This is a genomic window from Dokdonia pacifica, from assembly GCF_900188275.1.
In the GTDB taxonomy this organism is placed as follows: domain Bacteria; phylum Bacteroidota; class Bacteroidia; order Flavobacteriales; family Flavobacteriaceae; genus Dokdonia; species Dokdonia pacifica.
Genome location: NZ_FZNY01000004.1, coordinates 115,350 through 141,986 on the forward strand (window position 1 = coordinate 115,350; position 26,637 = coordinate 141,986).

General features: G+C 35.7%; 22 protein-coding genes and 2 riboswitches. Of the genes, 18 read left to right on the plus strand and 4 right to left on the minus strand.

What is annotated here, in order from left to right; translation table 11 throughout:
• Positions 1–135: 135 nt before the first annotated feature.
• From CHB80_RS13015 to CHB80_RS13030, 4 genes are all read right to left on the minus strand, one after another.
• Complete coding sequence (locus tag CHB80_RS13015) at positions 136–1,767, minus strand: serine hydrolase (protein ID WP_089371928.1); 1,632 nt, start codon at positions 1,765–1,767, stop codon at positions 136–138.
• Positions 1,768–1,998: 231 nt separating this feature from the next.
• Positions 1,999–3,252 carry a methionine adenosyltransferase gene (metK, locus tag CHB80_RS13020; protein WP_089371929.1) on the minus strand — a complete coding sequence of 418 codons (1,254 nt, stop codon included), beginning with the start codon at positions 3,250–3,252 and terminating at the stop codon, positions 1,999–2,001.
• A gap of 460 nt (positions 3,253–3,712) precedes the next feature.
• Positions 3,713–4,180 (minus strand): Fur family transcriptional regulator, encoded by a 468-nt coding sequence (locus tag CHB80_RS13025; protein WP_089371930.1) that lies wholly within the window; start codon positions 4,178–4,180, stop codon positions 3,713–3,715.
• A 31-nt stretch (positions 4,181–4,211) separates the two neighbouring features.
• Positions 4,212–4,931, minus strand: a complete 720-nt coding sequence (locus tag CHB80_RS13030) for a nitroreductase family protein (RefSeq protein WP_089371931.1) — start codon at positions 4,929–4,931, stop codon at positions 4,212–4,214.
• 305 nt (positions 4,932–5,236) lie between these two features.
• A riboswitch (SAM riboswitch) is annotated at positions 5,237–5,359 on the plus strand.
• Between the two features lie 143 nt (positions 5,360–5,502).
• Here CHB80_RS13030 and CHB80_RS13035 point away from each other — a divergent pair.
• The 18 genes from CHB80_RS13035 to metF all read left to right on the plus strand — a co-directional run bounded on the left by CHB80_RS13035 (position 5,503) and on the right by metF (position 26,633).
• The gene (locus CHB80_RS13035) at positions 5,503–6,795 is read left to right on the plus strand and encodes an O-acetylhomoserine aminocarboxypropyltransferase/cysteine synthase family protein (RefSeq protein WP_089371932.1); all 1,293 of its coding nucleotides are present in this window, start codon (positions 5,503–5,505) and stop codon (positions 6,793–6,795) included.
• 62 nt (positions 6,796–6,857) lie between these two features.
• Positions 6,858–7,868: an alpha/beta fold hydrolase gene (locus CHB80_RS13040; protein WP_089371933.1), complete on the plus strand. Its 1,011-nt coding sequence runs from the start codon at positions 6,858–6,860 to the stop codon at positions 7,866–7,868.
• Positions 7,831–10,248 (plus strand): bifunctional aspartate kinase/homoserine dehydrogenase I, encoded by a 2,418-nt coding sequence (gene thrA, locus CHB80_RS13045; RefSeq protein ID WP_089371934.1) that lies wholly within the window; start codon positions 7,831–7,833, stop codon positions 10,246–10,248. The genes CHB80_RS13040 and thrA overlap by 38 nt, the downstream gene beginning before the upstream one ends.
• A gap of 23 nt (positions 10,249–10,271) precedes the next feature.
• Positions 10,272–11,444 carry a trans-sulfuration enzyme family protein gene (locus CHB80_RS13050; protein WP_089371935.1) on the plus strand — a complete coding sequence of 391 codons (1,173 nt, stop codon included), beginning with the start codon at positions 10,272–10,274 and terminating at the stop codon, positions 11,442–11,444.
• A gap of 120 nt (positions 11,445–11,564) precedes the next feature.
• Positions 11,565–11,831 carry a DUF2061 domain-containing protein gene (locus CHB80_RS13055; RefSeq protein WP_089371936.1) on the plus strand — a complete coding sequence of 89 codons (267 nt, stop codon included), beginning with the start codon at positions 11,565–11,567 and terminating at the stop codon, positions 11,829–11,831.
• Between the two features lie 31 nt (positions 11,832–11,862).
• Entirely contained in the window at positions 11,863–12,483 is a 621-nt protein-coding gene (locus CHB80_RS13060) for a phosphoadenosine phosphosulfate reductase domain-containing protein (RefSeq protein WP_089371937.1), read from the plus strand.
• A gap of 12 nt (positions 12,484–12,495) precedes the next feature.
• Positions 12,496–13,458: a sulfate adenylyltransferase subunit CysD gene (cysD, locus tag CHB80_RS13065; RefSeq protein ID WP_229746946.1), complete on the plus strand. Its 963-nt coding sequence runs from the start codon at positions 12,496–12,498 to the stop codon at positions 13,456–13,458.
• Positions 13,459–13,601: 143 nt separating this feature from the next.
• Entirely contained in the window at positions 13,602–14,849 is a 1,248-nt protein-coding gene (locus CHB80_RS13070; protein ID WP_089371938.1) for a sulfate adenylyltransferase subunit 1, read from the plus strand.
• Between the two features lie 88 nt (positions 14,850–14,937).
• Positions 14,938–17,028 (plus strand): HEPN domain-containing protein, encoded by a 2,091-nt coding sequence (locus CHB80_RS13075; RefSeq protein ID WP_089371939.1) that lies wholly within the window; start codon positions 14,938–14,940, stop codon positions 17,026–17,028.
• A gap of 8 nt (positions 17,029–17,036) precedes the next feature.
• Positions 17,037–17,819, plus strand: coding sequence for a uroporphyrinogen-III C-methyltransferase (cobA, locus tag CHB80_RS13080; protein WP_089371940.1), 783 nt, complete (start codon positions 17,037–17,039; stop codon positions 17,817–17,819).
• Positions 17,812–18,426 carry a precorrin-2 dehydrogenase/sirohydrochlorin ferrochelatase family protein gene (locus tag CHB80_RS13085; RefSeq protein WP_089371941.1) on the plus strand — a complete coding sequence of 205 codons (615 nt, stop codon included), beginning with the start codon at positions 17,812–17,814 and terminating at the stop codon, positions 18,424–18,426. Before cobA ends, CHB80_RS13085 begins: the two co-directional genes overlap by 8 nt.
• A 5-nt stretch (positions 18,427–18,431) precedes the next feature.
• Positions 18,432–19,487 carry an NAD(P)/FAD-dependent oxidoreductase gene (locus CHB80_RS13090; RefSeq protein ID WP_089371942.1) on the plus strand — a complete coding sequence of 352 codons (1,056 nt, stop codon included), beginning with the start codon at positions 18,432–18,434 and terminating at the stop codon, positions 19,485–19,487.
• Positions 19,488–19,499: 12 nt separating this feature from the next.
• Entirely contained in the window at positions 19,500–19,829 is a 330-nt protein-coding gene (locus tag CHB80_RS13095; RefSeq protein ID WP_089371943.1) for a 2Fe-2S iron-sulfur cluster-binding protein, read from the plus strand.
• 13 nt (positions 19,830–19,842) lie between these two features.
• Positions 19,843–20,595 carry a serine O-acetyltransferase EpsC gene (epsC, locus tag CHB80_RS13100; protein WP_089371944.1) on the plus strand — a complete coding sequence of 251 codons (753 nt, stop codon included), beginning with the start codon at positions 19,843–19,845 and terminating at the stop codon, positions 20,593–20,595.
• A complete protein-coding gene (gene cysM, locus CHB80_RS13105) occupies positions 20,585–21,478 on the plus strand; it encodes a cysteine synthase CysM (protein WP_089371945.1) in 894 nt (297 codons plus the stop codon). Before epsC ends, cysM begins: the two co-directional genes overlap by 11 nt.
• Before the next feature lie 125 nt (positions 21,479–21,603).
• Positions 21,604–21,708: riboswitch (SAM riboswitch) on the plus strand.
• Between the two features lie 121 nt (positions 21,709–21,829).
• Positions 21,830–22,825: a homocysteine S-methyltransferase family protein gene (locus CHB80_RS13110; protein ID WP_089371946.1), complete on the plus strand. Its 996-nt coding sequence runs from the start codon at positions 21,830–21,832 to the stop codon at positions 22,823–22,825.
• Positions 22,822–25,548, plus strand: coding sequence for a methionine synthase (metH, locus tag CHB80_RS13115; protein ID WP_089371947.1), 2,727 nt, complete (start codon positions 22,822–22,824; stop codon positions 25,546–25,548). Before CHB80_RS13110 ends, metH begins: the two co-directional genes overlap by 4 nt.
• Before the next feature lie 119 nt (positions 25,549–25,667).
• Positions 25,668–26,633, plus strand: a complete 966-nt coding sequence (metF, locus tag CHB80_RS13120) for a methylenetetrahydrofolate reductase [NAD(P)H] (protein ID WP_089371948.1) — start codon at positions 25,668–25,670, stop codon at positions 26,631–26,633.
• The last annotated feature ends 4 nt before the right edge of the window (positions 26,634–26,637 follow it).

Here is a 26,637-nt window from a genome sequence, read left to right on the forward strand (position 1 = left end):
TAGTTTAAAACGTCATTCTGAATTCATTTCAAAATCTCATTGTATTAGTTCTTAATTTTGTGAGAAGCTGAAACAAGTTCAGCTTGACGAAAAAAACCTTTTCAAACACTCTTTTAATAATATCTTATTGCGCTATTAATTTACTTTTGCGCCTTTCATTTGTTGTCCTCCTTGATGAAGTGTGACATGAGTTACATTATTTGAAGAGTCACGAGTAAATATCAATTTAGCAGGGACTACTTTTAAGAAAAAAGCATCTGTATCTTCTCCATATATTTCAATTTTTGACTGCCCCGTAGCTTCTGCAAAAATTTGATCTCCTTCTGTTGTAATGGTAATTTTAAAATTAGGATTTAATTCATAACTCCCTACATATTCTTTAATAACATTTGGATCCAGGTCAATACCTTCTTTTTCGGCGGTAGATTTTTTTGTGCTTTCTAGACCTATTTGTTCATCAATACGGTTTTTGAAAACAGCTTTTTTCTTGCCATTTTTTTCAGAAAATATATACGTAGTAAAACTATCTTCAAAAATAAATGTGTGATCATCTACAGGAGAAATAGCAATTTTTTCACTTCCTTCTCGCTGACTATATAGTTGATTTCCTTCTAGAGTCACAAAACGAAGTATATCGTTTTCAAACTCATAAGTGCCTGTCCATTTTTGTAATTGTTTTTGAGAAAGACTTGCCGACGTTTGATCTATAAACATTGGATCGTCCATGACCATACTCGCAAGACGTAGCGTAATATCTTGAGGAGAATTACCATTTGCATTTGTCAATACAATAACATAAATATCTTCATCTGGCACATATACGCCTTGTGTTACAAAACCAAAAATACCACCTCCGTGTTCTATGCTTTGTTTTCCATTTAATTCATTAATCTGCCATCCGTATCCATAGTTCGTAAGTTCTCCATTATTAAGTGTCGTATTTGTATGTGCTTTTGCTTTGCTTTTTGCACTAATTAAAGTGTTGTCTCTTATGGCTTTATGCCATAAGAACATGTCATCTACACATGACATTAAAGACCCAGCTGCATAAGGTATGGTCATACTTATTTGCATCGCATTACGAAATCCTTGTCCTGTAGGTTGATAACCCGAAGCTCTATTTTTTATAATTCTTGCTTTATCTCCATAATAGGAGTTTTTCATTCCCAAAGGATCAAAAATGCGTTCTTGGATAAAGTCTTCATACGTTTTTCCTGTTACTTTCTCAATAATATACCCTAAGACAATGTATCCAGAATTGTTGTACTCCCATTGTTCTCCAGGCTTAAAATCAATAGGCTCATCTTTAAAATAGTCTATTATCTCAATGGGGCTTTTATCAATTTTTCCAAATGCATTAAGTCCTTCCATGGCAGTATAACTCTTAATGCCTGAAGTATGATTTAATAGTTGATGTACGGTAATTTGATCTCCGTTTGGGTAATTTGGAAGGTATTTTGTGAGTTTGTCTTGAACACTTAGTTTTCCTTCTTCTTCTAGCATTAAAATAGAAACTGCAGTAAATTGTTTTGTGATAGATCCTATTTCAAAAACGTGATTAGGGTTCATAGAAATATCATTTTCTAAATTTGCTTTTCCAAAAGCATTACGATACAAAACAGTTCCTTTTTTAGTAACAAGTACGGTTGCTCCAGGTCCATCATTGGGATATTTCTTCTGAAACATTTGGTCAAAAGTCGTAGTAATATTTTGGGCACCTAATGAGGTGACAAAAAATAAAATAAATAGTGTCTTAAAAATTTTCATGAAAGGTGTTTTTTGATTGATTAGTTATATGACGATCTATCACTGGTTTTGGTTACAGTAAAATAGATATTATTTCTGTATATGTTTTAACGGTTTGCTCTTCCTATGGTTATGAACCTGCCTGCCGGCAGGCAGTTCTCACAAGTTTGCTTTCGCGAAAGCGTATGAAGTTAAACAAAAAAGAGGCAATCATTACGATTGCCTCTTTATATAATTTAAAAATGTTATTTTTTAGAACCCGAATGCTGTTTTTACTTTATCTACATAGTCTAATTTTTCCCATGTAAATAACTCTACTTCTACATCTTTGGTTGTTCCATCAAGACGCTCAAAAGTTTTAGTAATAATTTCGTTCTTACGTCCCATATGTCCGTATGCAGCTGTTTCACTATACATAGGTGAACGTAGTTTAAGACGTGACTCAATAGCAGCAGGTCTCATATCAAAAATTTCAGTGACTTTTGCTGCAATCTCACCATCTGTCATATTTAGATTTGATGTCCCATAGGTATCGATAAAAATCCCCATAGGCTCTACCACACCAATAGCATATGACACTTGAACTAAAATTTCATCGGCAACACCTGCAGCGACAAGATTTTTTGCAATATGGCGTGTTGCATATGCAGCACTACGATCTACTTTTGATGGGTCTTTTCCAGAAAAAGCACCACCTCCGTGAGCTCCTTTTCCTCCATAAGTATCTACAATAATCTTACGTCCAGTAAGTCCTGTATCTCCGTGTGGCCCTCCAATCACAAACTTTCCAGTTGGATTGATATGGTACTTGATATCATCATTAAATAACCCAGCAACGTGCGCAGGAAGTTTTGCAACAAGTCTAGGAATTAATATATCTACAATATCTTTTCTAATCTTAGCAAGCATGGCCTCGTCTTCATCAAAATCATCATGCTGTGTAGAAACTACAATAGCATCAATACGCTGTGGTACATTATCATCACTGTACTCTATAGTTACCTGACTTTTTGAATCAGGACGTAAATAAGTGATCTCTTTATTTTCACGACGTAATGCTGCAAGTTCGATAAGAATTTTGTGAGATAAATCTAATGCGATTGGCATTAGGTTTTCTGTTTCTTTGGTAGCGTATCCAAACATCATTCCTTGGTCACCTGCTCCTTGCTCTTCTTTTGAATCACGGTCTACCCCACGATTAATATCATCAGATTGCTCATGAATAGCAGAAAGAACACCACATGAATTACCATCAAACATGTATTCTCCTTTAGTATATCCTATTTTATTGATCGTATTACGTGCAATTTTTTGAACATCTATATAGGTGTTGCTTTTTACTTCTCCTGCTAAAACTACTTGTCCTGTAGTTACAAGTGTTTCACAAGCCACTTTTGATTCAGCATCAAAAGCTAAGAAGTTATCTATAAGCGCATCAGAGATTTGATCTGCTACTTTATCAGGGTGTCCTTCAGATACACTTTCTGAAGTAAATAAATATGCCATTAGCTATATGTTTGATAGTTTGAAGTCGATTTGACGAAAGCGCCCTAGGAAAATTACACCGAAGTTGAAGAATCAACCGTAATTATTTAGGCATTTTTTTAAGAGGTTGCAAGCGGTCAAATCTATCCTCGTTATTTCAGTTGCAAATGTAAGTAAACTTTTAAAATTAGCAATACTATTAGCAATCTCTTAACGAGGTGGTGAGTGGTTATTGTTTTTGTACATTTTTCTACTAAAACAATAACCACGATTCGTAATACTGTTTTGCAAATCTGTTCTTGTTTCACTATGTATGTTGCAATCTCTTAACGAGGTGGTGAAGCACACTATTATTTTGTAAAATGCGAAGCACAAAATAATAGGATGCGTATCTGTATTTTACAGTACAAATCTGCCCTTATTGCAGTATGTACCTTTTCATATCTTAATGAAATGCTTCTCCTTATTTACAATGATTTCATCAATCAGAAATCATCTTTTCATCATTCCCTTTTTTATTACGTGTTCCATAAAAGTATAAAGAATGATGATCAATCTCTACATCCAGCATTTCTTCAATAGTTTTTTTGATTTCATCAATAATAGGATCTGTAAATTCTAACACTTCCCCGGTATCAGTTAGGATAACATGATCGTGTTTTCCATGGAAAAAGCATTTTTCAAACTGCGCAACATTATCATTAAATTGATGTTTGCGCACCAAGCGTGACTCTATCAATAAGTCCATCGTATTGTAAAGTGTCGCACGACTTACCCTATAGTTTTTGTTTTTCATCCTTATGTATAAGGAATCTATATCAAGATGTTCATCACAACTATAAATCTCTTCTAGAATAGCATATCGTTCTGGCGTTTTTCTGTGTCCTTTTTCTTCTAAAAATTTAGAGAGTATTCCTTTAACTATGTTAAAACTGCTTATACAAGTCATAAGATAATATTAATGCCTTTTTTGATGTTACTTATTCAATACCTAGATTCAGCCATGTGCTCCAAGTAGCTTTTTCTTTTCCCTCATGTCTTTTTGCTCCCGGAATAATAGTCGCATCTCTATCTTCAGCATCTTCTGGGAATAAAAAAATGGCGCCTAGTAAGATTTCTTCCAATGGAATTCCTAGATAGTCTCTTACAGGTTTATCTCTTAACTTGCCTCCAGAAGACCAATAGTTAGGTATGTTTCTAGCCGTAGCACCAATAAGAACATTTTGGATGGCACAAGAAGCTGCGGCAATATGTTCCATATTTACGCCATTACCTTCAAAAGGAATAGGCTCAAAATCCCTTTCTACAACCCCATTTTTTAATTCCTCTCTTGACGGATGTGGTAACCATGTGACCATTAATAAAGCATCTGCAGCTCCTAACATATCACGTATTTTATCCTTTTTAATAGTTGGATTTTTAATATGAGAATATAAAGTTCTGCAAGCTTTAGTATCTAATACATAAAAACGCCATGGGACACATGAGGTGAGTGTACTATTTGTATAGTAATCTTCTTGTATTTTATAATGATAAGGAGCATGCTGAGCTAAATCTAATAACTCCTGAATGGTTTTTTTGAGCGTTTCTTCCTGAGTCTCGTCAATAGCCCAAGGTTCTTCAGCTAATATTTTTTGTGTTTTCCTATTAATAATAGCTTGATCAACAAATGCTATTTCTTCAATATGCGCTGTCTTCATACACGTAAGAATTGTAACTTATTTTGTCAAAGTAAGAAAATTATTTTTATTTATTCTAAATAAGGATAGTTAATTTTGAGTGAAATTTTTAAAGGCCAGTTTAGAAGTTACAATGGTAGCCATTCGTAGATGACATTAGTTCAGGAAAGTTGTTGTTAATAATTCTGCATTTATATAATATGACAGAAAATAATTCTGTATAAATTGAAATAATTGATTTTTTTAGAAAATTTTTCATTTAAAATTTGGAAATTTCATTTTTCTATTGCAATATTTGTACTCACAAAGTTCAACAACTTATTGAAATGTTATCAAGAAAGGCTGAGGGAAATGACCCTATGAAGCCTTAGCAACCCTTTCACTTAGAAAGAAGGTGCTACATTCTACCCAAGAATCGCTCATTACCGAAACTTGAGGATAGATAACATCGAGATACGCCAGTGGCGTAGCTTATGTTTTTTCTTATAATATTTTTCTTGTAGGTATTTCGCGAAAGCGAAATGTTAAACTTTTGGTTTTAATCCGTTCACACAATGTGATTGGGCAATTATTAAACTCAAAAAAAAGAAAAATGAGTACAAAAAAATTAGCAACAAAAGCGTTGCATGCAGGACACGATTATGAAGCAAATGGAGGAACTCGAGCGGTCCCTATTTATCAAAGCACAGCTTATGTTTTTAAAGACGCAGATCATGCTGCAAATCTCTTTAATTTATCTGAGCCAGGTTTTATTTATACCCGTCTTAATAATCCTACCAATGATATTTTAGAAAAGCGCCTTACTGAAATTGAAGGCGGGCTCGCAGCTGTCGTTACAGCGTCGGGTACTGCGGCCATCAATACAACTTTATTGACCCTGTTAAAGCAAGGAGATCATATTGTGGCATCTAGTAGTTTGTATGGTGGGACATATAATTTATTGAGTGTAACGCTTCCTCGGTTTGGAATCACCACTACATTTGTAGATCCTTCTGATCCTGAAAATTTCAAGAAAGCAGCACAAGAAAATACAAGAGCATTTTTTGTAGAATCCCTAGGAAATCCTAAACTAGATGTGCTGGATTTAAAAGGTATTTCCGCTTTCGCGAAAGCGTATAAAGTACCATTCATCGTAGATAATACTGTAGCAACTCCTGCATTATTGAATCCAATCGAACATGGGGCAAATATTGTTATTCATTCACTCACAAAATATATAAATGGTAATGGAACTGCTTTAGGAGGTGTCATTATAGATGCAGGAAACTTTGATTGGAGTAGTGGAAAATTTCCAGAATTTACAGAACCTTCTGCGGGATATCATGGTCTTGTGTATCATGATGCATTAGCCGAAGCTGCGTTTATCGCCAAAGTACGCATTGAAGGTTTGCGAGATCACGGAGCTGCACTAAGTCCGTTTAATGCATTTCAGATTTTACAGGGCCTAGAAACATTAGATATTCGTTTGAAGAAGCATTCTGAAAATGCTTTGGCACTTGCGCAATGGTTACAAACACGAGATGAAGTAGCATGGGTAAATTATCCTGGATTGGAAAGTAGTGCCTATAAAAATTTAGCAGATGTTTACCTTCCTAAAGGGCAAAGTGGTATTGTTACTTTTGGTGTAAAAGGCGGATTTGAAAGCGCAAAAACTATTGCAAATGAGACACAATTGTTCTCATTACTAGCAAATATTGGAGATAGTAAATCTCTTATCATACATCCTGCAAGCACAACACATCAGCAACTTAGTGAAGAGGAGCAAGGGAGTACGGGAGTCACAAACGACTTAATTCGTCTCTCGGTTGGTCTTGAAGATATAGAAGATTTAAAAGAAGACCTCGTAGCTGCTTTTGCTAAAGTAGATAAAACAGTTCTAGTATAATCTTAGTTGGGTAAGCGGGGGCTCTTTTATGAAAGAGCTTCTGCTTCATTTAAATATATGCTATGATAAAAAACCTTTCCATCCCATCGTTCCAAACAAAAACTGGATATACTATTGACCTTACTGTTACCTATCAGGTATTCGGTAAGGAGTTAGGTACAGCTCCAGTAGTCTTAGTAAATCATGCGCTTACAGGTAACTCTTCAGTAACAGGAGAAAACGGTTGGTGGAATAGCCTCATAGGAAAAAGTAAGGTCATTGATACAGATTATTATACCGTTTTATCAATTGATATTCCTGGTAATGGATTTGATGGGAAATCTGAAAATTTGCTTTCGGAATATAAAGAATTTCATAATCGTGATATTGCAATAATACAGTTAGAAGTTCTAAAAAATCTCAATATCAAATCGTTATATGCAGCAATAGGAGGGTCGTTAGGAGGACAAATTCTTTGGGAACTTGCTATCGAAGCTCCAGAATTAATAGAACATCTTATTCCTGTTGCTACCGATTGGAAAGCTACCGATTGGGTGATAGCACAATGTGCAATACAAGAACAAATACTATGTAATTCAGTACAACCTATTCATGATGCACGTATGCATGCCATGACTTTTTATAGAACAGCAGCTTCATTTACTGCAAAATTTGATAGATCTATACATCCAGAAAAAGGAATCTATAATGTAGAAAGTTGGTTGTTACACCATGGAAAAAAATTGGAAGAACGTTTTGAATTAGCAACCTACAAATTAATGAATCATTTGCTAGGAACCGCTTCTATTACAAAAGGGAGATCAGAAATACATGATCTGTTAAAAACAATTAAAAGTACAGTGCATCTCGTGGCGATAGATTCTGACGGATTATTTTATCCAGATCATATCTATCATACACACCAACTACTTGGAAGTGTAGGTGTACAGAGTTATTATCACGAAATACAATCTATTCATGGGCACGATGCCTTTCTTATAGAATACGATCAATTAAACAACATATTGACAACTATTTTTAATACGAAATATCAAGATGAAAATTTTAAAATTTGGAGGAAAATCGCTGGCTAACGGAAAGGGAATCCAAACCGTAGTAGATATCATTGAGAAGAAGGCTAAAAAAGGGGAGGCAATTACCGTTGTGCTTTCAGCGAGAGGCGCGTCTACAAACGAACTTGAAGAGATTCTTGAAAAAGCTTCTAAAAACGAAAATTATAAAGCGCAACTAGAAGCATTTAAAAACTATCAACTCCAAGGCTATGAAGCCTTAGACGCTCAAGAAGAATTTCATGCACTTGATACACTTTTTGAAGGGGTTTCATTATTGGGCGATTATAGTGAAAAAATAAAAGACAAAGTGTTGTCTCATGGAGAGTTGCTCTCTGCTAGATTAGTCACAGCATTATTAAAAGAGAAAGGAGTCAATGCTCATTTTACTGATAGCAGATCCTTAATTGTTACTGATGATCAATTTGGAAATGCACAACCCTTAGATAGTCTTTCTAAAGAAAAAGTAAAGGCTCATTTTAAAAAGTATAACGGAACTACTGTAAATGTTGTAACAGGTTTTATAGCATCCAATCGCAATCAGGAAACAACCACATTAGGAAGAAATGGAAGTAATTATACCGCCTCATTATTGGCTAGTTTTTTAGATGCAGAAGAGCTCCAGAATTTTACGCATGTAGATGGTATTTATACAGCAAATCCAGACCTAGTTGCCGATGCCAAAAAGATTAAAAAACTGTCTTTTACAGAAGCTAATGAATTAGCTCATTTTGGGGCAAATGTATTGCATGCTAAAACAATTATTCCACTTGTAGAAAAGAAAATACCATTACGCATTTTAAATACATTTGACCCTGAAAATGAAGGAACTTTAATTACCTCAGAAGAAAATGAAGATGGTATCAAAAAACTATCAGTATTAGAAAATGTGTCTCTTATTAGTTTAGAAGGAAGAGGGCTTTTAGGTCGTGTAGGTGTAGATGCTCGAATCTTCCAGGCGCTAGCATATGAAAACATAAGTATCAGTATTATTTCACAAGGATCTTCCGAAAGAGGTATTGGATTAATCGTAAATAGCACTAATGCTTCCAAGGCAAAAAAAGTACTGGAAGAAGAATTCAAAACTGATATTTATAAAAAGGATGTAAGTGCAATATTGATCAAAGATGATGTATCGGTTGTTTCTATTATAGGACAAGATTTAAGTACATTTCATAAACCGTATAATAGACTGATTAAAAATCAAATTGTTCCGCTTTTAGTTAATAATACAGCGACAGGGAAAAATGTAAGTTTAGTGGTTCTTAAAAAGCAATTACACAAAACACTCAATGTGATTCATGGAGAGATTTATGGAGTTGCAAAAAAAATAAACCTTGCCATATTTGGTCATGGTCTCGTAGGAGGCACCCTGATTGATCAAATACTGGCATCTAGAGATGAAATAGAGAAAAGGAAAAATATTCATTTAAATATTTTTGCCATAGCCAATTCTAAAAAAGTACTCCTAAGTAACAGCGGAGTTGATCATCGATGGAAAACTAGTTTGCAAAATCAAGGAGTATCATATACGCTAGATGATATTATACAATATGCAGATAAACATCATTTAGAAAATGTAATTGCTATAGATAATACAGCAAGTAAAGATTTTGTATACAATTATGAGCATTTAGTCACCAATGGATTTGATTTGGTGTCTTCTAATAAAGTTGCAAATACGGTTGATTATGAATTTTATAAATCCCTTAGATCAACTCTAGAGAATCACCAGAAGCAATATCTATATGAAACAAATGTAGGTGCTGGATTACCTCTAATAGAAACCATTAAATTATTGCATCTCTCTGGAGAAAATATTACACGAATAAAAGGCATTTTTTCAGGCTCATTGAGCTATCTGTTTAATACATTTTCGGTAGAAGATAGACCTTTTAGTGAAGTGTTAAAAGAAGCAATGGATAGTGGGTATACAGAACCAGATCCAAGAGAAGATTTATGTGGGAATGATGTCGCTAGAAAATTATTAGTACTTGCTAGAGAATTAGATCTTAAAAATGAATTTGAAGATATTACGATTCATAATTTAATTCCAGCACATTTAAGAGAAGGAACAGCTCAAGAATTCTTAGGAAAAATACAAGAGTTTGATACGGTTTTTGCAAAAATAAAAGCAGCGCAGCCTGAAGGGAACGTACTTCGTTATGTTGGAGATTTACATGGAGACTTATCTAAGGATAAAGGGATTATGGATGTACAATTAATCTCTGTTCCAAAAGATAGTTCGTTAGGACAGGTAAAAGGATCAGATTCTATATTTGAAATTTATACAGAATCTTATGGTGATCATCCTATGGTTATTCAAGGGGCTGGTGCAGGTGCTACAGTAACAGCTAGAGGTGTTTTTGGGGATATACTCAAAGTAGCACAATCTATTAATTAATTTACATATTAAGAATTCTATAAATGACTTATATACATCCAGAGACTCAAGCGATACGTACACAAACAGAACGTTCTCAACATCAAGAGCATTCAGTGCCAGTATACTTAACGTCAAGTTTTGTATTTGATGATGCCGAAGAGATGAGAGCTTCTTTTGCCGAAGAGAAACAACGTAATATCTATAGCCGATATACAAATCCAAATAACCACGAATTAGTACAAAAAATGTGTTTACTGGAAGGAGCAGAAGCAGGGCATGCATTTGCTACAGGAATGTCGGCTATTTTTAGCACATTTGCTGCGTTGTTAGATAGTGGAGATCACGTACTTTCGGCACGCTCTATTTTTGGAAATACACATACGCTATTCACAAAGTATTTTCCTAAATGGAATATTTCACACACCTATTTTGATATAAATGATTTAGATCGTATCGAAACATTAATTCAGCCAGAAACCAAAGTTTTATATGTAGAATCTCCTACAAATCCGGCTACTGATATTTTAGATTTAACATTGTTAAGTACGCTTTCGCGAAAGCATAACCTGATTTTTATTGTAGATAATTGTTTTGCAACACCCTATTTACAACAACCTATCAAGTGGGGCGCAGACGTAGTAATTCATTCGGCAACAAAATTACTAGATGGACAAGGACGGGTGATGGGAGGAATTGCAGTAGGATCTGAAAGTATAATAGACACTATCTACCGATTTGCACGTATTACAGGGCCTGCGTTGTCCCCATTTAATGCTTGGACGCTCTCTAAAAGCCTAGAAACACTTGCCGTACGAGTAGAGAAGCACTGTGAAAATGCATTAGCACTTGCAAAACAATTGGAAAAACACCCTAGAGTAAAACAAGTACGATATCCCTTTTTACCATCGCATCCACAATTTGAGCTTGCACAAAAACAAATGAAATTAGGAGGAAATATTGTAACGATAGAAATAGAAGGAGGTTTAGAGAGCGGACGAGCATTTCTAAATGCTATAGAGATGTGTTCACTCACTGCAAATCTTGGAGATACAAGAACTATTGTGAGTCATCCAGCAAGTACAACACATGGAAAATTAAGCGTAGAAGAACGACAATCTGTTGGAATTACAGATGGCCTCATTCGTATTTCTGTGGGGTTAGAACATGTGCATGACATCATTCAAGACGTTGAAAAAGCATTAGTTAACATATGATTTTTTAAACTTTAACAAAAAAAAAGAAAGTTTTAGGAATGGTATATGACTATAAATTTTAAATTTGTAAATCTATTATCCTAGTAATCCGATAGGGTAATAGGTATTTAAATTTTATATATGATTTTAGATCAGTTTATTCTAGCAAAAAATAAAACAAAAGAGCCTTCTTATAAAGAAGTAAAATCTTCTGAAAAACCTATTCGAAGTGTTGTAAAGGCATTAAGTTGGAGATTGATAGGAACATTAGATACGCTATTAATTTCTTACATCCTTACAGGAGAAATAGGAATTGCAACATCTATAGCTTCTATAGATTTTGTGACAAAAATGATTTTATACTTTTTTCACGAGCGCATCTGGAATCTTATAAAATGGGGTAAATAGTTAAACACAAGTAGAAAAGAAATAAAGGAACATGACAACAGAAGAACTAATAGAAATTAATCAGCAATTACGAGATAAGACACCTTTAGAAATTTGTAAATGGGCAGTTGCTTATGGTAAAAACCCTATCGTGACTACCAATTTCAGACCCTATGAAGCAGCTATTTTATATGCTTGTGTAAATGCCAGCCCTGCAATTCCAGTGGTATGGTGTGATTCTGGCTATAACACGCCTGCAACCTATGCACATGCAGAATCCGTAATAGAAAAATTACAACTCAATATACAATTATACGTACCTAAACAAACCGTGGCACATCGTGCAGTTACTATTGGTATTCCAGAGATAGATGACCCTAATCATGTTGTTTTTACTGAGCAAGTAAAGCTCGAGCCTTTTAAAAGGGCCATGAGTGAATTACAACCAGATGTGTGGTTTACTAATTTAAGGAAGGGGCAAACGGCTTTACGTGATTCATTAGACATTGTAAGTTTAGATAAAAACGGTGTCATTAAAGTAAGTCCGTTTTATTACTACAGTGACACAGAATTAGACGTATATCTAGAAGAGAATGCATTACCTAATGAGTTCAATTATTTTGATCCTACTAAAGTGTTAGAGCACCGTGAGTGTGGATTACACAGTAACTAAGCTAAAAGACACATGGAATTAGTAACAAAAGACAGAAATACAATAGACCCCTTGGAAGCTATAGAAACACATAACAATACAGCAACTCTTGCGATAAACCCTTTAGAGAGTGAAGCTATTTATATATTTAGAGAAGTGGTGGCTCAGTTTGAAAAACCAGTACTTCTTTTTTCTGGAGGAAAAGACTCTATTACATTGGTGAGATTAGCTCAAAAAGCATTTTATCCTTCAAAAATCCCGTTTCCATTATTGCATATCGATACAGGACATAATTTTCCAGAAACCATCGCTTTTAGAGATAAGCTTGTAAAAGAGTTGGGTGTAGAGCTAATTGTGCGTTATGTGCAAGATTCTATAGACCAAGGGAAAGTGATTGAAGAAAAAGGGAAATATGCAAGTCGTAATAGTCTTCAGACTACTACTTTATTAGACGCATTAGAAGAGTTTAAGTTTGATGCTGCCATTGGAGGAGCGCGACGCGATGAAGAAAAAGCAAGAGCTAAAGAACGTATTTTTTCTGTACGTGATGATTTTGGGCAATGGGATGAAAAAAATCAACGTCCAGAACTTTTTGATCATCTTAATGGAAAAATAAGTTTAGGACAGAATGTGCGCGTCTTCCCCATAAGTAACTGGACAGAGTTAGATGTTTGGAGTTATATAGCAAAAGAAAAAATAGAAATTCCATCCATTTATTTTGCACATACCCGTAAGACCTTTGTGAGAGATGGAATGATCTGGTCTGCCGATGACGCCGTATATAGAGAAGAAGATGAGGTAGTTGAGGAACGATTGGTTCGTTTTAGAACCGTAGGAGATATGTCGTGTACCGCAGCAGTACTTTCTGACGCGGTAACACTAGAAAAAGTGGTAGAAGAGATACGAGCCTCTACAATTTCAGAAAGGGGAGCTCGAATAGATGATAAACGATCTGAAGCCGCAATGGAAAAACGGAAACAACAAGGGTATTTCTAAATCCCCTAACCCCAAAGGGGAATATAAGATGATTATTGTATACGCTTTCGCGAAAGCGTATAAAGAATAAAAGAGTACTAATTAAAACAGCTCTAAACCACAGGAGTGAAAATTCTTCCCTTTGGGAGGTTAGGTGGGAAGCCATGGAAGTATTAAAAATAGCAACAGCAGGAAGTGTAGATGACGGGAAAAGTACACTCATCGGTCGTATCCTTTATGACACACAATCTTTAACTACAGATAAGTTAGAAGCGATTGAAACAAAAAGCAAAGCAAATGGATTTGATTATTTAGATTTCTCTTTAGCTACAGATGGGCTTGTAGCAGAGAGGGAACAAGGAATTACCATTGATGTTGCGCATATTTATTTTTCATCAAAAACAAAAAGTTATATCGTCGCAGATACCCCAGGGCATATTGAGTATACACGTAATATGGTGACGGGAGCTTCTACATCACAAGCATCTATCATTTTAGTAGATGCACGTAAAGGAGTGATAGAACAAACGTATCGTCATTTTTTTATCAATAACCTGTTGCGTGTTAAAGACATTATTGTAGCAATTAATAAAATGGATTTGGTTGATTTTTCTGAATCCATTTATGAAGAAATCAAAGCAGATTTTCAAGAAATGATTGCTAAAAGCGAGTACAAGGAACAAAACATTACGTTTATTCCTGTGAGTGCATTATTGGGAGATAATGTGGTTGCAACTTCAGAAAATACACCATGGTATTCTGGAAATACACTGCTAGATCATTTAGAAGGATTAGAAGCACAAGATGTATATGAACAATCGCATATGCGTTTTCCAGTGCAAATGGTAATTCGTCCAAAGCAAACCGACTTTCATGATTTTAGAGGGTATGCAGGAAAGATTTATGGAGACGACCTTGAAGTAGGGGATGAGATTACAGTACTTCCATCATTAACAAGCTCTCGTGTAAAAGAAATTTACTTTTTTGATCAAAAATTTGATAAAGCAGGTAGAGGGAGTTCGTGTACAATTACATTAGAAGACGATCTAAATATTAGTAGAGGTGACATGATTGTCAAAAATGCTGAAAGACCTAATGTAGGAAAACAATTAGAAGCAAAAGTATGCTGGATGGATACTAAAGAATTACAACCAGGAACGCAATACTTTTTGCAAAGTGGAAGTAATAGAATTTTAGCAAAAATAAAAGGAGTGTCAGGAGTGATACATACCGATTTTTCTGGAGAAGATATCACTGCAAATTCTTTAAAGCTTAATGAAGTGGGAAATGTAAATATCTTGATGAGTAGACCTCTGGCATATGATTCTTATACTGAAAATAAAATTTCGGGTTCCTTCATATTAATAGATGCTCATACAAATACGACCGCCGGTGTCGGGTTTGTAAAATAATATACGATCAAAGCTTTATAAATGCTATGAGAAGCTATTGGTAATACGAAGTCTTTCGGGAAAGAAAGCGCTATAAAAAAGAAAAAGAATGCAAAGTTTTAGAACAGAAATAGAAAACCCTTTGGTAGAAAAAGATATTATCGAGCTTGCCGATAAGATTGAGCTTTTTCACAAAGGAAAGATAGACGAAGAGCGTTTTAGAAGTCTTCGTCTAGCGAGAGGTGTATACGGACAGCGTCAGCCTGGTGTACAGATGATACGTATTAAACTTCCTTATGGGAAAGTGTCTAGTGCACAATTACATAGAATAAGCGATGTCTCTGATGAATATTCTAGAGGACGTTTACATATTACTACGCGTCAGGATATTCAAATTCATTATGTAGACTTAGATCGTACGCCAGAATTATGGGCGCAGCTTGAAAAAGATGATATTACACTGAGAGAGGCTTGCGGAAATGCAGTGCGTAATGTAACGGCTTCTGAACTGGCAGGAATCGATCCGGAAGAACCATTTAATGTGTCTCCATATGCAGATGCAATTTTTAAATTCTTTCTAAGAAATCCTATTGGTCAGGAGTTAGGTCGTAAGTTTAAAGTCTCTTTTTCTTCTTCAGATCGCGATACAGGATTATCTTATATGCATGATCTAGGTTTTATAGCCAAAATAGAAAATGGTGTACGCGGATTTAAAGTAATGCTTGCTGGTGGACTAGGGTCTCAACCTAGACATGCAGATGTGTTTTATGAATTCTTACCATCAGATAAGATCATTCCATTGATGGAAAGTGTGATACGCATATTTGATCGTCACGGAGAACGAAGAAGTAGAGCCAAAGCACGTTTGAAATTTTTAGTAAAAGATATAGGTTTAGATGGGTTTAAAGAACTAATAGAAGCTGAGCAAAAAGCATTATCACAACATACTGTGCCTATTGATGTGACTTCATATCCTCCAACTGTTCCCGTAGAAATCAACTCAATTCCGAAAGTGCAAATAGAAGATCATAAAGCATATGAACTTTGGAAAAGCACGAATATCATTACTCAAAAACAAGAAGGGTTTGTAGCAATAGGTATTAAAGTACTCTTAGGAGATTTTTATACAGATAAAGCGAGGTTACTAGCAGATTTAGTAGATCAATATGCGACTAGTGAGGTACGATTAACATTGCGTCAAAACATTGTAATTCCTTATGTAAAAGAAGCGCTTATCCCATTCTTTTATAAAGAATTAAAAAAACTTGGATTCACAGAAGTAGGATATAATAAAGCAGTAGATATTACGGCATGCCCCGGTACTGATACCTGTAATTTAGGGATTGCAAGCAGTACCGGAATTGCCGAAGAGTTAGAGCGTGTTCTTAAAACAGAATACCCACAGTATTTAGAAGACCAAGATCTGGTGATCAAAATAAGTGGATGTATGAATGCATGTGGACAACACAATATGGCAAATATTGGCTTTCAGGGAATGTCTGTGCGTACAAAAGATAAATTGACAGCACCAGCACTGCAAGTACTTTTAGGAGGAGGAAACAATGGAAATGGACAAGGTGTATTTGCAGATAAAGTAGTAAAAGTACCTAGTAGAAGAGGGCCAGAAGCGCTACGCAGAATTTTAAATGATTTTGAAGCAAATGCTAATGGCACCACGTTTCAAGAATATTATGCATTGCAAGGTGAAAAATATTTCTATGAATTATTAACGGATCTTTCAAACGTAGATAATCTTACGCAAGAAGACTTTATCGATTGGGGAGAAGAAGAAAAATATGTAAAAGCAATAGGAGTAGGAGAATGCGCAGGTGTAGTGATAGATCTTATTGAGACACTCTTTTTAGAGTGTGAAGAGAAGATCGAAAATGCAAAACAATCTTTAAACGACGCGGTGTATTCTAACGCTATTTATTATGCTTATAGTTCGTTGATTAATGCTGCAAAAGCAATTCTAATTTCAGATAGACAACGCACCAATACACAAGCAAGCATTGTAAGACAATTTGATGAATTGTATGTAGATACAGAAAAAATCCCTTTAGGAACTTCTTTTAGTGATTTGATATATCAAATTCAAGAATATGCTCCAAGTCAGGAGTTTGCAACGAGTTATATTAAAAACGCAGCACAGTTTCTGCAAAAAACAAGAGCATACCGAGTTGCAGAACTGGTATCATAACTAGGAGTATGAAACAAGCAAAATTAACGGTGGTTGGTGCAGGACCAGGAGATCCTGATTTAATCACCATCAAAGCAATTAAGACACTTGCTACGGCAGATGTAGTGCTCTATGATGCATTGGTAAATCCAGTCTTGCTAGACTATGCTCCCAATGCCGAAAAGATTTTTGTAGGGAAGCGTAAAGGATGTTATGTCTACCAGCAAGAACAAATTAATGATTTGATCATTAGTAGAGCTTTTAGTCATGGTCATGTGGTGCGTTTAAAAGGAGGCGATCCATTTATTTTTGGACGTGGAGCCGAGGAGTTGGATATTGTACGTGAGCATGCAATTGAAACAGCAATGGTGCCTGGTATTTCTTCTGCTTTAGCAGTGCCTGCTTATCAAGGAATCCCATTAACTAAGCGTGGAAGTGCAGAAAGTTTTTGGGTAATTACCGGAACAACAAAGTCTCATAAAATGTCTACAGATGTGGCGCTAGCAGCACAATCCAATGCAACGGTTGCGATCCTAATGGGGATGAGTAAATTGGGTGAGATTGTATCCGCTTTCGCGAAAGCGGGTAAAGAAAAAATACCCGTAGCCATTATCCAAAATGGGACACGAGATGATGAAAAAACTGGCTTTGGAACCATCGAAACTATTGAAAAAGTAGTCGCAGAGAAAAAGCTCACATCTCCTGCCATTATTGTGATTGGAAAAGTAGTGGAAAATAGAAGCATATTGTCTGAAAGAATTGCCGCAATTCAAGAAAAAGAATTACCTCAAAAGCAGTTACGTTATGCATAGTTCACATACCACTCCAGTTGGGGAGCAACGTAATACATTATATCCTGTTTTTTTAAAAGTGCGGAATCTTCATGTGCTTATTGTAGGTGGCGGAAATGTAGCAGAAGAAAAGTTGCGATTTTTATTGAAATCAAGTCCAGATGCAAGAGTAACAATGATCTCTCCTATGTATAGAGAAGAAACAATCGAACTTGCCGAAAAACATCAGGTGACCATGCTTCATGGAAAGTATAAAAAGAAGTTGCTAAAAGGAAAACACATTGTGATAGCCACAACCGATAAACCTAAAGTAAACATCAAAGTATATAATCACTGTAGGAAGAAAGATAAACTGGTAAATGTAGCTGATAATCCACCATATTGTGATTTTTATATGGGAGGTATTGTGACCAAGGGGCATGTGAAAGTAGCCATTTCTACCAATGGTCAATCTCCTACAACAGCCAAACGATTACGTCAGTTTTTTGAAGAAGTAATACCCGATAAAGTAGATGATTTAGTTCAAAACTTAAATGAATATAGAAAAACTATTAAAGGTGATTTTGAAGAAAAAGTCGAAACCTTAAATGAGTTTACAAAAGGATTAGTAGAAAAAAAAGAAGCATAAAAGAAATGATTACAACAGATATATTAATAATTGGAGCCGGTCCTACAGGACTATTTACTGTTTTTGAAGCGGGACTATTAAAATTAAAATGCCACCTCATTGATGCATTGCCTATTCCTGGAGGACAATGTGCAGAGATTTATCCTAAAAAACCTATTTATGATATTCCTGGTTTTCCAGATGTATTGGCAGGTGATTTGGTAGATAATCTAATGAAACAAATTGAGCCTTTTGAGCCAACATTCACCTTAGGAGAACGAGCAGAAACTATTACAAAATTAGAAGATGGGTCTTTTATTGTCACAACAAATAAAGGGACAAAACACCATGCTCCTATCGTTGCTATTGCTGGCGGGTTAGGAAGTTTTGAACCACGTAAACCACAATTAGAAGAGCTTTCTAAATTTGAAGATAAAGGGGTAGAATATATTATTAAAGACCCAGAAATATATCGTGATAAAAGAGTGGTCATTGCTGGTGGAGGAGATTCAGCATTAGATTGGAGTATCTTTTTAGCAGATGTAGCAAGTGAAGTAACATTAATACATAGGCGTAATGAGTTTAGAGGGGCGTTGGATTCTGTAGAGAAAGTACAGGAATTAAAAAATCTAGGTAAGATTAATTTAATCACTCCTGCAGAAGTAAAAGGAATTCTTGGAGAAGATCATGTAACAGGAGTTGCCATTGAGAAGAAAGGAGAAGATCCATTTATTGTAGATACAGATCATTTTATTCCATTATTTGGGCTTTCGCCAAAATTAGGTCCTATTGGAGACTGGGGGCTTGAGATAGAAAAAAATGCAATCAAAGTAGATAATACATTAGACTATCAAACCAATATCCCTGGGATTTATGCTATTGGAGATGTAAATACGTATCCAGGAAAATTAAAGCTAATTCTTTGTGGCTTTCATGAAGCAACATTAATGTGCCAAAGTGCTTATAAACGTATTTTTCCAGATAAAAAGTATGTCATGAAGTACACAACTGTAGGCGGTGTAGAAGGATTTGATGGAACAAAAAAGCAAGCACCGAAAGCTATCGTAAAAGCTATCGTCTAAGAGGTTCGGGAAATGCAAGATGTAAAGGTATATATCACAGATAGAGAAGGGGTGCAACACGAAGTTATGGCTCCTACAGATATGGCTATGAATCTAATGGAGGTAGTTCGTTCCTACGAATTAGCTCCTGAAGGAACCATTGGTGTTTGCGGTGGGATGGCAATGTGTGCTTCCTGCCAATGCTATATCACATCAGACCATCAACTTAATGAGATGGAGTATGATGAAGATGCGATGCTTGCAGAAGCATTTCACGTGCAGGAAAATAGCAGATTAAGTTGCCAAATACCTATCACAGAATATCTCGACGGATTAAAACTAACATTAGCTCAAGAAGTATAAAATCAGACGTATTATGAATTCAATACATAACTGGCCACTCCGACTTAAATGTAAAGTAGAAGCATTTACAAAAGAACTATTCTACAGTTTGTATGAAATTACAACTATAGAAAGTGAGCAATCACAGAAAATTAAAAAACAGTTTATTGAAATCCTTGAACAATTAGATCATACTGATACTCAAAACATATGGGAAGTATTTATAAAACAGTTTCCTGAAATTCATGAAAAATTAGCCTTAGATGCACAAGCTGCTTATGATAAAGATCCAGCTGCATCAAGTATTAAGGAAGTATACTTAGCGTATCCAGGTTTTTATGCCATTGCTATTTATAGAATGAGCCATGTTTTATTAAATATGGGCGTGCAAATTCTACCTCGTATGATGAGTGAATATGCACATGGTGTTACAGGAACAGATATTCACCCTGGTGCTCAAATAGGAGCATCCTTTTTTATAGATCATGCCACAGGTATAGTAATAGGCCAAACATCTGTAATTAAAAATAATGTGTCGATCTATCAAGGAGTAACGCTTGGAGGTGTTCAGGTAAGTAAAGAACTCGCAAATACCAAAAGACACCCTACTATTGAAGATAATGTGACTATTTATGCAAACGCTACTATTTTGGGAGGTGATATTGTCATTGGTGAAAATAGTATTATCGGCGCTAATGTTTGGATCACAGAATCTATTCCTCCTAATACTATTGTGAGCCATCAAAGTTCTATTAAAACAAAAACGAGAAACAGTTATGCAAATTAATCCCATCACAGGGCAAATAGGAAATACACCATTAGTAGCACCACAACGATTATTACAAAAGGAAGGAGTACAACTTTTTTTAAAATTAGAAGGAAATAACCCTGGTGGAAGTGTAAAAGATAGAGCTGCTTTTAACATGATTTCAAAAGCATTAGAACGAGGTGATATTAAAAAGGGAGATCATCTTGTTGAAGCTACTAGTGGTAATACAGGAATTGCATTGGCTATGGTAGCGTCTGTATTAGATTTGAAAATCACTTTAGTCATGCCAGAAACCGCAACAGGAGAACGTGTGCAAACCATGGCTGCTTATGGTGCAGAGATTGTACTTACGGGAGGTGACAGAGGTATTGAAGGATCTAGAGATGTGGCAAATCAATATCGAGATGAAAAAGGATATTATATGCTGAATCAATTTGGTAATGACGATAATTGGAAAGCACACTATGCGACCACAGGTCCAGAAATATGGGAAGCTACACAAGGCAAAATAACACACTTCGTCTCGGCTATGGGAACCACAGGAACTATCATGGGAACTTCTACATATCTCAAGGAGAAAAATTCGGACATTACGATTGTAGGAGGTCAGCCTACAGACGGTTCTAGAATCCCTGGTATTAGAAAATGGTCTCCAGAATATGTACCTAGTATTTTTGATAGACGTAAAGTAGATCAAGTGATTGAAGTAAGTCAGAGAGAAGCTACAGCAATGACACAACGACTTGCCAGGGAAGAAGGGATTTTTGCAGGGATGAGTAGTGGAGGATCAGTTGCAGTTGCTCTAAAAGTAGCCGAGCAAATAGAAAATGGAGTTATTGTAGCGATTATTTGTGATCGAGGAGATCGATATCTCTCATCAGGAATCTATAATTTGGAATAACTGTAGAATATTTTTCTATAAAACAAACAATATTCGATTTATGCGGAAAATTTTTCGGATAAAGCTTGGATATTTCAATTTTGAATCGCAATATTTGCAGGAATAAAAGTTCAGTGCATTTTGAGAAGTTATCAAGAAAGGCGGAGGGAATAGACCCTGTGAAACCTTAGCAACCCTTTCTCTTGAAAGAAGGTGCTACATTCTATCCTGATTATAGGAATAGATAACCCCAAACAATGGTTTGTAAACCCGTGTTCATTCTTGATATAATAAGTGTTCTTGTAGTTCATAAAAACTATAAGACTACCTCTTTTCAATAGTTTTTGTACAGAGATTGACTAGAAAAGAAAAATGAATACAGTATATAAAGCTCTTAAAGAACGTATCCTTGTGCTAGATGGAGCCATGGGAACCATGTTACAGGCTTATAAGTTTTCTGAAGAAGATTTTAGAGGAGAGCGTTTTAAAGATTTTCACATTCCTCTTAAAGGAAATAATGACTTATTGAGTATCACACAACCTCATGCAATTGCAGAAGTGCATCGCAAATACTTTGAGGCAGGAGCAGATATTGTCGAGACCAATACATTTTCAGGCACTACCATTGCTATGGCAGATTATGAGTTGGAAAACGTAGTCTATGAATTAAATTACGCTTCCGCGAAAATTGCCAAAGAAGTCGCACAATCCTTTACAGAAAAAGAACCTCATAAACCACGTTTTGTCGCTGGAAGTATTGGCCCTACCAATAAAACTGCAAGTATGTCTCCAGATGTCAATGACCCAGGATATCGTGCTATTTCTTTTGATGAATTACGCATCGCCTATAAACAACAAGTAGAAGCTCTTATAGATGGAGGTGTAGATATATTATTAGTAGAAACCGTCTTTGATACCTTAAACGCAAAAGCAGCGCTATTTGCTATAGAAGAAGTAAAAGAAGAACGTGATACTGATATTCCTGTAATGATTAGTGGGACAATTACTGATGCTTCTGGAAGAACATTATCAGGACAAACCGCTGAAGCATTTTTAATATCTATTCAGCATATTCCATTGCTTTCTGTAGGATTTAATTGTGCACTAGGAGCCAAGCAATTACAACCACACCTAGAAGCCATTGCTTCTAGAACACAAGCAGGAATATCTGCCCACCCTAATGCAGGATTACCTAATGCCTTTGGAGAATATGATGAAACACCAGAAGAAATGGCTGTTCAGATCAAGAATTATGTAGATAAAAACCTAGTAAATATTGTAGGAGGATGCTGCGGGACCACTCCAGCACATATCAAAGCCATTGCAAGTATTGTAGAAGGAGTAACCCCAAGATCTGTAACGGTATGAAAAAAGAAGCTCCAAGATATCTAAAGTTATCAGGTCTAGAACCACTCATAATTACACCAGAAAGTAATTTTATAAATGTTGGTGAACGTACCAATGTAGCGGGTTCAAGAAAATTTTTGAGACTTGTAAAAGAAGAAAAATTTGATGAAGCCTTAGCTGTTGCACGGGAACAAGTAGAAAATGGTGCACAAATCATAGATATCAATATGGATGACGGTCTTATTGATGGAAAAGAAGCGATGGTTCGTTTTTTAAACCTTGTCATCGCCGAACCTGATATTGCACGTGTTCCCATCATGATAGATAGCTCTAAATGGGCTATTATAGAAGCAGGACTTCAAGTAGTACAAGGGAAATGTGTCGTTAACTCTATTAGTCTTAAAGAAGGAGAGCTGGAGTTTAAACAACAAGCAAAACGCATCAAAAGATATGGAGCTGCTGTGATTGTGATGGCATTTGATGAAGTTGGGCAAGCCGATACTTATGAAAGACGTATAGAAATTGCAAAACGATCTTATGATATTTTGGTAAACGAAGTACATTTTCCTCCAGAAGATATCATTTTTGATCTCAATATATTTCCTGTGGCCACAGGAATGGATGAGCATAAACTCAATGCTATAGATTTTATAGAAGGTACCCGATGGGTGCGTAAAAATTTACCGCATTGTAGTGTCAGTGGAGGCGTAAGTAATGTTTCTTTTAGCTTTCGCGGAAATAATACCGTGCGTGAAGCCATGCATTCTGTGTTTTTATATCACGCTATTGAAGCAGGAATGAATATGGGAATTGTAAACCCATCTATGTTAGAGGTGTATGATGATATTCCAAAAGACCTATTAGAACATGTAGAAGATGTTATTCTCAATAGACGCGATGATGCTACCGAGCGTTTATTAGATTTTGCCGAAACTGTTGGTCAGAAAGTAGTGACAGAAAAAGAAACAGAAGCTTGGAGAGAAGGCGATATCCAGAGTAGAATCACTAGAGCTTTAGTCAAAGGAATTGATAAGTATATAGTAGAAGATGTAGAAGAAGCACGCCTTTCGGTATCAGCACCTATACAAGTTATTGAAGGACATCTAATGACGGGGATGAATGTCGTAGGTGATCTTTTCGGAAGTGGAAAAATGTTTTTACCTCAAGTTGTAAAATCAGCGAGAGTAATGAAAAAAGCAGTAGCGTATTTATTACCTTTTATTGAAGAAGAAAAACTTAAAAACGGAACTACAGGAGAAAGCCAAAATGCTGGAAAGGTCTTGATGGCAACTGTAAAAGGTGATGTACATGATATTGGAAAAAATATTGTTTCGGTGGTCTTAGCCTGTAATAATTATGAAATTATTGATTTAGGCGTCATGGTGCCTCCAGAAAAAATTATTGCCTCAGCTATTGAAAATAATGTAGATATCATAGGATTAAGTGGGTTGATTACGCCTTCTCTAGATGAGATGGTCTATCTGGCCAAAGAACTACAACGTCAAGATATTGAAATTCCAATTTTAATAGGTGGTGCAACTACTAGTAAAGCACATACCGCTGTAAAGATAGATCCCGAATATAAAAATACAGTGGTGCATGTAAATGATGCATCACGTGCCGTAACTGTGGTAGGTGATTTGCTACAAAAAGATACCAAAACCACTTTTAAAAATCAGTTAAAAGAAGAGTATACACGCTTTCGCGAAAGCTTTAACTCGCGTCAAAAAATTAAAGAATATCTAACGATAGAAGAAGCGAGAGCCAATAAATATACAATCGATTGGAAATCAGAAGATATAGTCAAGCCTAAAAAAATAGGTGTTCAAATACTAGAAGATTTTGATCTTCAAAAACTAGAAGATTATATCGATTGGAGTCCGTTTTTTAGAAGTTGGGATTTGCATGGAAGATATCCAAATATTCTTACCGATGAAATTGTAGGAAAACAAGCTACAGAGCTTTTTGCTGATGCGCAAGAAATGCTTCAGCAGATTTTTAAAGAAAAATGGCTTACCGCCAAAGCTACTTTTGGTCTTTTTGAAGCAAATACTGTAAACGATGATGATGTTGAAGTAACTATTTCAAAAGGATTAGAGAATTCTCTCCCTCAGGGTGAGATGCCTGAAAGGCAGAGAAGAATATTCAGAACCCTACGTCAACAATCTAAAAAAGCATCAGGAAAGCCTAACATAGCACTCGCCGATTTTATTGCGCCAAAAGAAAGCGGATTGCAAGATTATATAGGCGCTTTTTGTGTAACCACTGGATTTGGAACTGCTCAAAAAGCAGCCCAATTTGAAGAGGCGCTAGATGATTATAATGCCATTATGATTAAAGCTCTAGCTGATCGTTTAGCAGAGGCTTTTGCAGAATATCTTCATAAAGAAGTACGAACAATACATTGGGGATATGCAACCGATGAGGTTTTGCAAAATGAAGAATTAATTAAAGAAAAATATAGAGGTATCCGACCAGCACCCGGATATCCAGCGTGTCCAGATCATTTAGAAAAAGAAACGATTTGGGAGTTATTACAAGTAAAAGAAAGTATAGGTGTAACCCTTACAGATAGTCTGGCAATGTGGCCAGCAGCAAGTGTAAGTGGCTATTATTTTGCACATCCAGAAGCACGTTATTTTGGATTGGGGAAAATAAAAGAAGATCAAGTGCGAGACTATGCAAATAGGAAAGAGATCGCTTTCGCGAAAGCGGAAAAATGGTTAGCGCCTACTATCGCATGAAACTGAATAATAGCGTCTTCTCGAGCGCAGTCGAGAGATTAGGAATATATAGTTTTCGACTGCGCTCGAATAGATAAAAGAAATTTTTATCCTACTAAAAATACGTTTAATTAAAAAGTATGACCAAAGTAATTGACCACATCGCCCAAGCGTTAGAAAAGAAAGAAACTGCTTTTTCTTTTGAGATATTACCACCTCTCAAAGGGCAAAATATAGATACTATATTCTCAAATATAGATCCGTTAATGGAGTTTAAACCTCCATTTATTGACGTGACCTATCACCGAGAAGAGTATATCTATAAAGAACGTCCTGATGGATTACTAGAGAAAAAGGTGGTTCGAAAACGTCCAGGTACTGTGGGTATTTGTGCAGCCATACAAAATAGGTACAGCGTTGACGCTGTACCTCACGTGCTGTGTGGTGGTTTTACAAAAGAAGATACCGAGAATTTTTTGATTGATATGGATTTTTTAGGGATAGAAAATGTTATGGCATTACGTGGAGATGCTGTAAAAAGTGAAACGTATTTCAAACCTAATAAAAATGGAAATATGTATGCGCAAGATTTGGTAGAGCAAATTATGGATCTGAATGATGGGAAGTATCTAGATGAAGATCTTTTAAATAGTTCTAAAACAGATTTTTGTGTAGGTGTAGCTGGTTATCCTGAAAAACACTTGGAAGCACCTAGTTTAGAAAGTGATATTCATTTCTTAAAGAAAAAACTAGAAGCCGGAGCTTGTTATGTAGTAACGCAAATGTTTTTTGACAATCAAAAGTATTTTGACTTTGTAGATAAATGCCGTGCTGCGGGTATCACAAAACCTATTATTCCGGGGTTAAAACCACTGTCTACAAGAAAACAATTGAATATGATCCCACAGCGTTTTAGTGTAGATGTACCGGATGCGCTAGTAATGGAAGTCGTAAAGTCTAAAGATGCAGCTGCTGTTCGTCAGGTTGGAATAGAGTGGTGTATCCAACAAAGTAAGGAGTTAAAAGAAGCAGGTGTTCCCGTTCTTCATTATTATTCTATGGGAAAAAGTGATAATATCAGACAAATTGCAGCTGGTGTTTTTTAAAAAA

Bases quoted from the DNA above. Each gene is read 5' to 3' on its own strand.
- CHB80_RS13055 (WP_089371936.1), top strand. From the start codon at position 11,565: ATGATTTTAGATCAGTTTATTCTAGCAAAAAATAAAACAAAAGAGCCT.
- CHB80_RS13070 (WP_089371938.1), top strand. From the start codon at position 13,602: ATGGAAGTATTAAAAATAGCAACAGCAGGAAGTGTAGATGACGGGAAA.
- epsC (WP_089371944.1), top strand. From the start codon at position 19,843: ATGAATTCAATACATAACTGGCCACTCCGACTTAAATGTAAAGTAGAA.
- CHB80_RS13060 (WP_089371937.1), top strand. From the start codon at position 11,863: ATGACAACAGAAGAACTAATAGAAATTAATCAGCAATTACGAGATAAG.
- thrA (WP_089371934.1), top strand. From the start codon at position 7,831: ATGAAAATTTTAAAATTTGGAGGAAAATCGCTGGCTAACGGAAAGGGA.
- CHB80_RS13095 (WP_089371943.1), top strand. From the start codon at position 19,500: ATGCAAGATGTAAAGGTATATATCACAGATAGAGAAGGGGTGCAACAC.
- metF (WP_089371948.1), top strand. From the start codon at position 25,668: ATGACCAAAGTAATTGACCACATCGCCCAAGCGTTAGAAAAGAAAGAA.
- metH (WP_089371947.1), top strand. From the start codon at position 22,822: ATGAAAAAAGAAGCTCCAAGATATCTAAAGTTATCAGGTCTAGAACCA.
- cobA (WP_089371940.1), top strand. From the start codon at position 17,037: ATGAAACAAGCAAAATTAACGGTGGTTGGTGCAGGACCAGGAGATCCT.
- CHB80_RS13030 (WP_089371931.1), bottom strand. From the start codon at position 4,931: ATGAAGACAGCGCATATTGAAGAAATAGCATTTGTTGATCAAGCTATT.
- cysD (WP_229746946.1), top strand. From the start codon at position 12,496: ATGGAATTAGTAACAAAAGACAGAAATACAATAGACCCCTTGGAAGCT.
- CHB80_RS13025 (WP_089371930.1), bottom strand. From the start codon at position 4,180: ATGACTTGTATAAGCAGTTTTAACATAGTTAAAGGAATACTCTCTAAA.
- CHB80_RS13050 (WP_089371935.1), top strand. From the start codon at position 10,272: ATGACTTATATACATCCAGAGACTCAAGCGATACGTACACAAACAGAA.
- CHB80_RS13090 (WP_089371942.1), top strand. From the start codon at position 18,432: ATGATTACAACAGATATATTAATAATTGGAGCCGGTCCTACAGGACTA.
- CHB80_RS13110 (WP_089371946.1), top strand. From the start codon at position 21,830: ATGAATACAGTATATAAAGCTCTTAAAGAACGTATCCTTGTGCTAGAT.
- CHB80_RS13035 (WP_089371932.1), top strand. From the start codon at position 5,503: ATGAGTACAAAAAAATTAGCAACAAAAGCGTTGCATGCAGGACACGAT.
- cysM (WP_089371945.1), top strand. From the start codon at position 20,585: ATGCAAATTAATCCCATCACAGGGCAAATAGGAAATACACCATTAGTA.
- CHB80_RS13085 (WP_089371941.1), top strand. From the start codon at position 17,812: ATGCATAGTTCACATACCACTCCAGTTGGGGAGCAACGTAATACATTA.
- CHB80_RS13075 (WP_089371939.1), top strand. From the start codon at position 14,938: ATGCAAAGTTTTAGAACAGAAATAGAAAACCCTTTGGTAGAAAAAGAT.
- CHB80_RS13015 (WP_089371928.1), bottom strand. From the start codon at position 1,767: ATGAAAATTTTTAAGACACTATTTATTTTATTTTTTGTCACCTCATTA.
- CHB80_RS13040 (WP_089371933.1), top strand. From the start codon at position 6,858: ATGATAAAAAACCTTTCCATCCCATCGTTCCAAACAAAAACTGGATAT.
- metK (WP_089371929.1), bottom strand. From the start codon at position 3,252: ATGGCATATTTATTTACTTCAGAAAGTGTATCTGAAGGACACCCTGAT.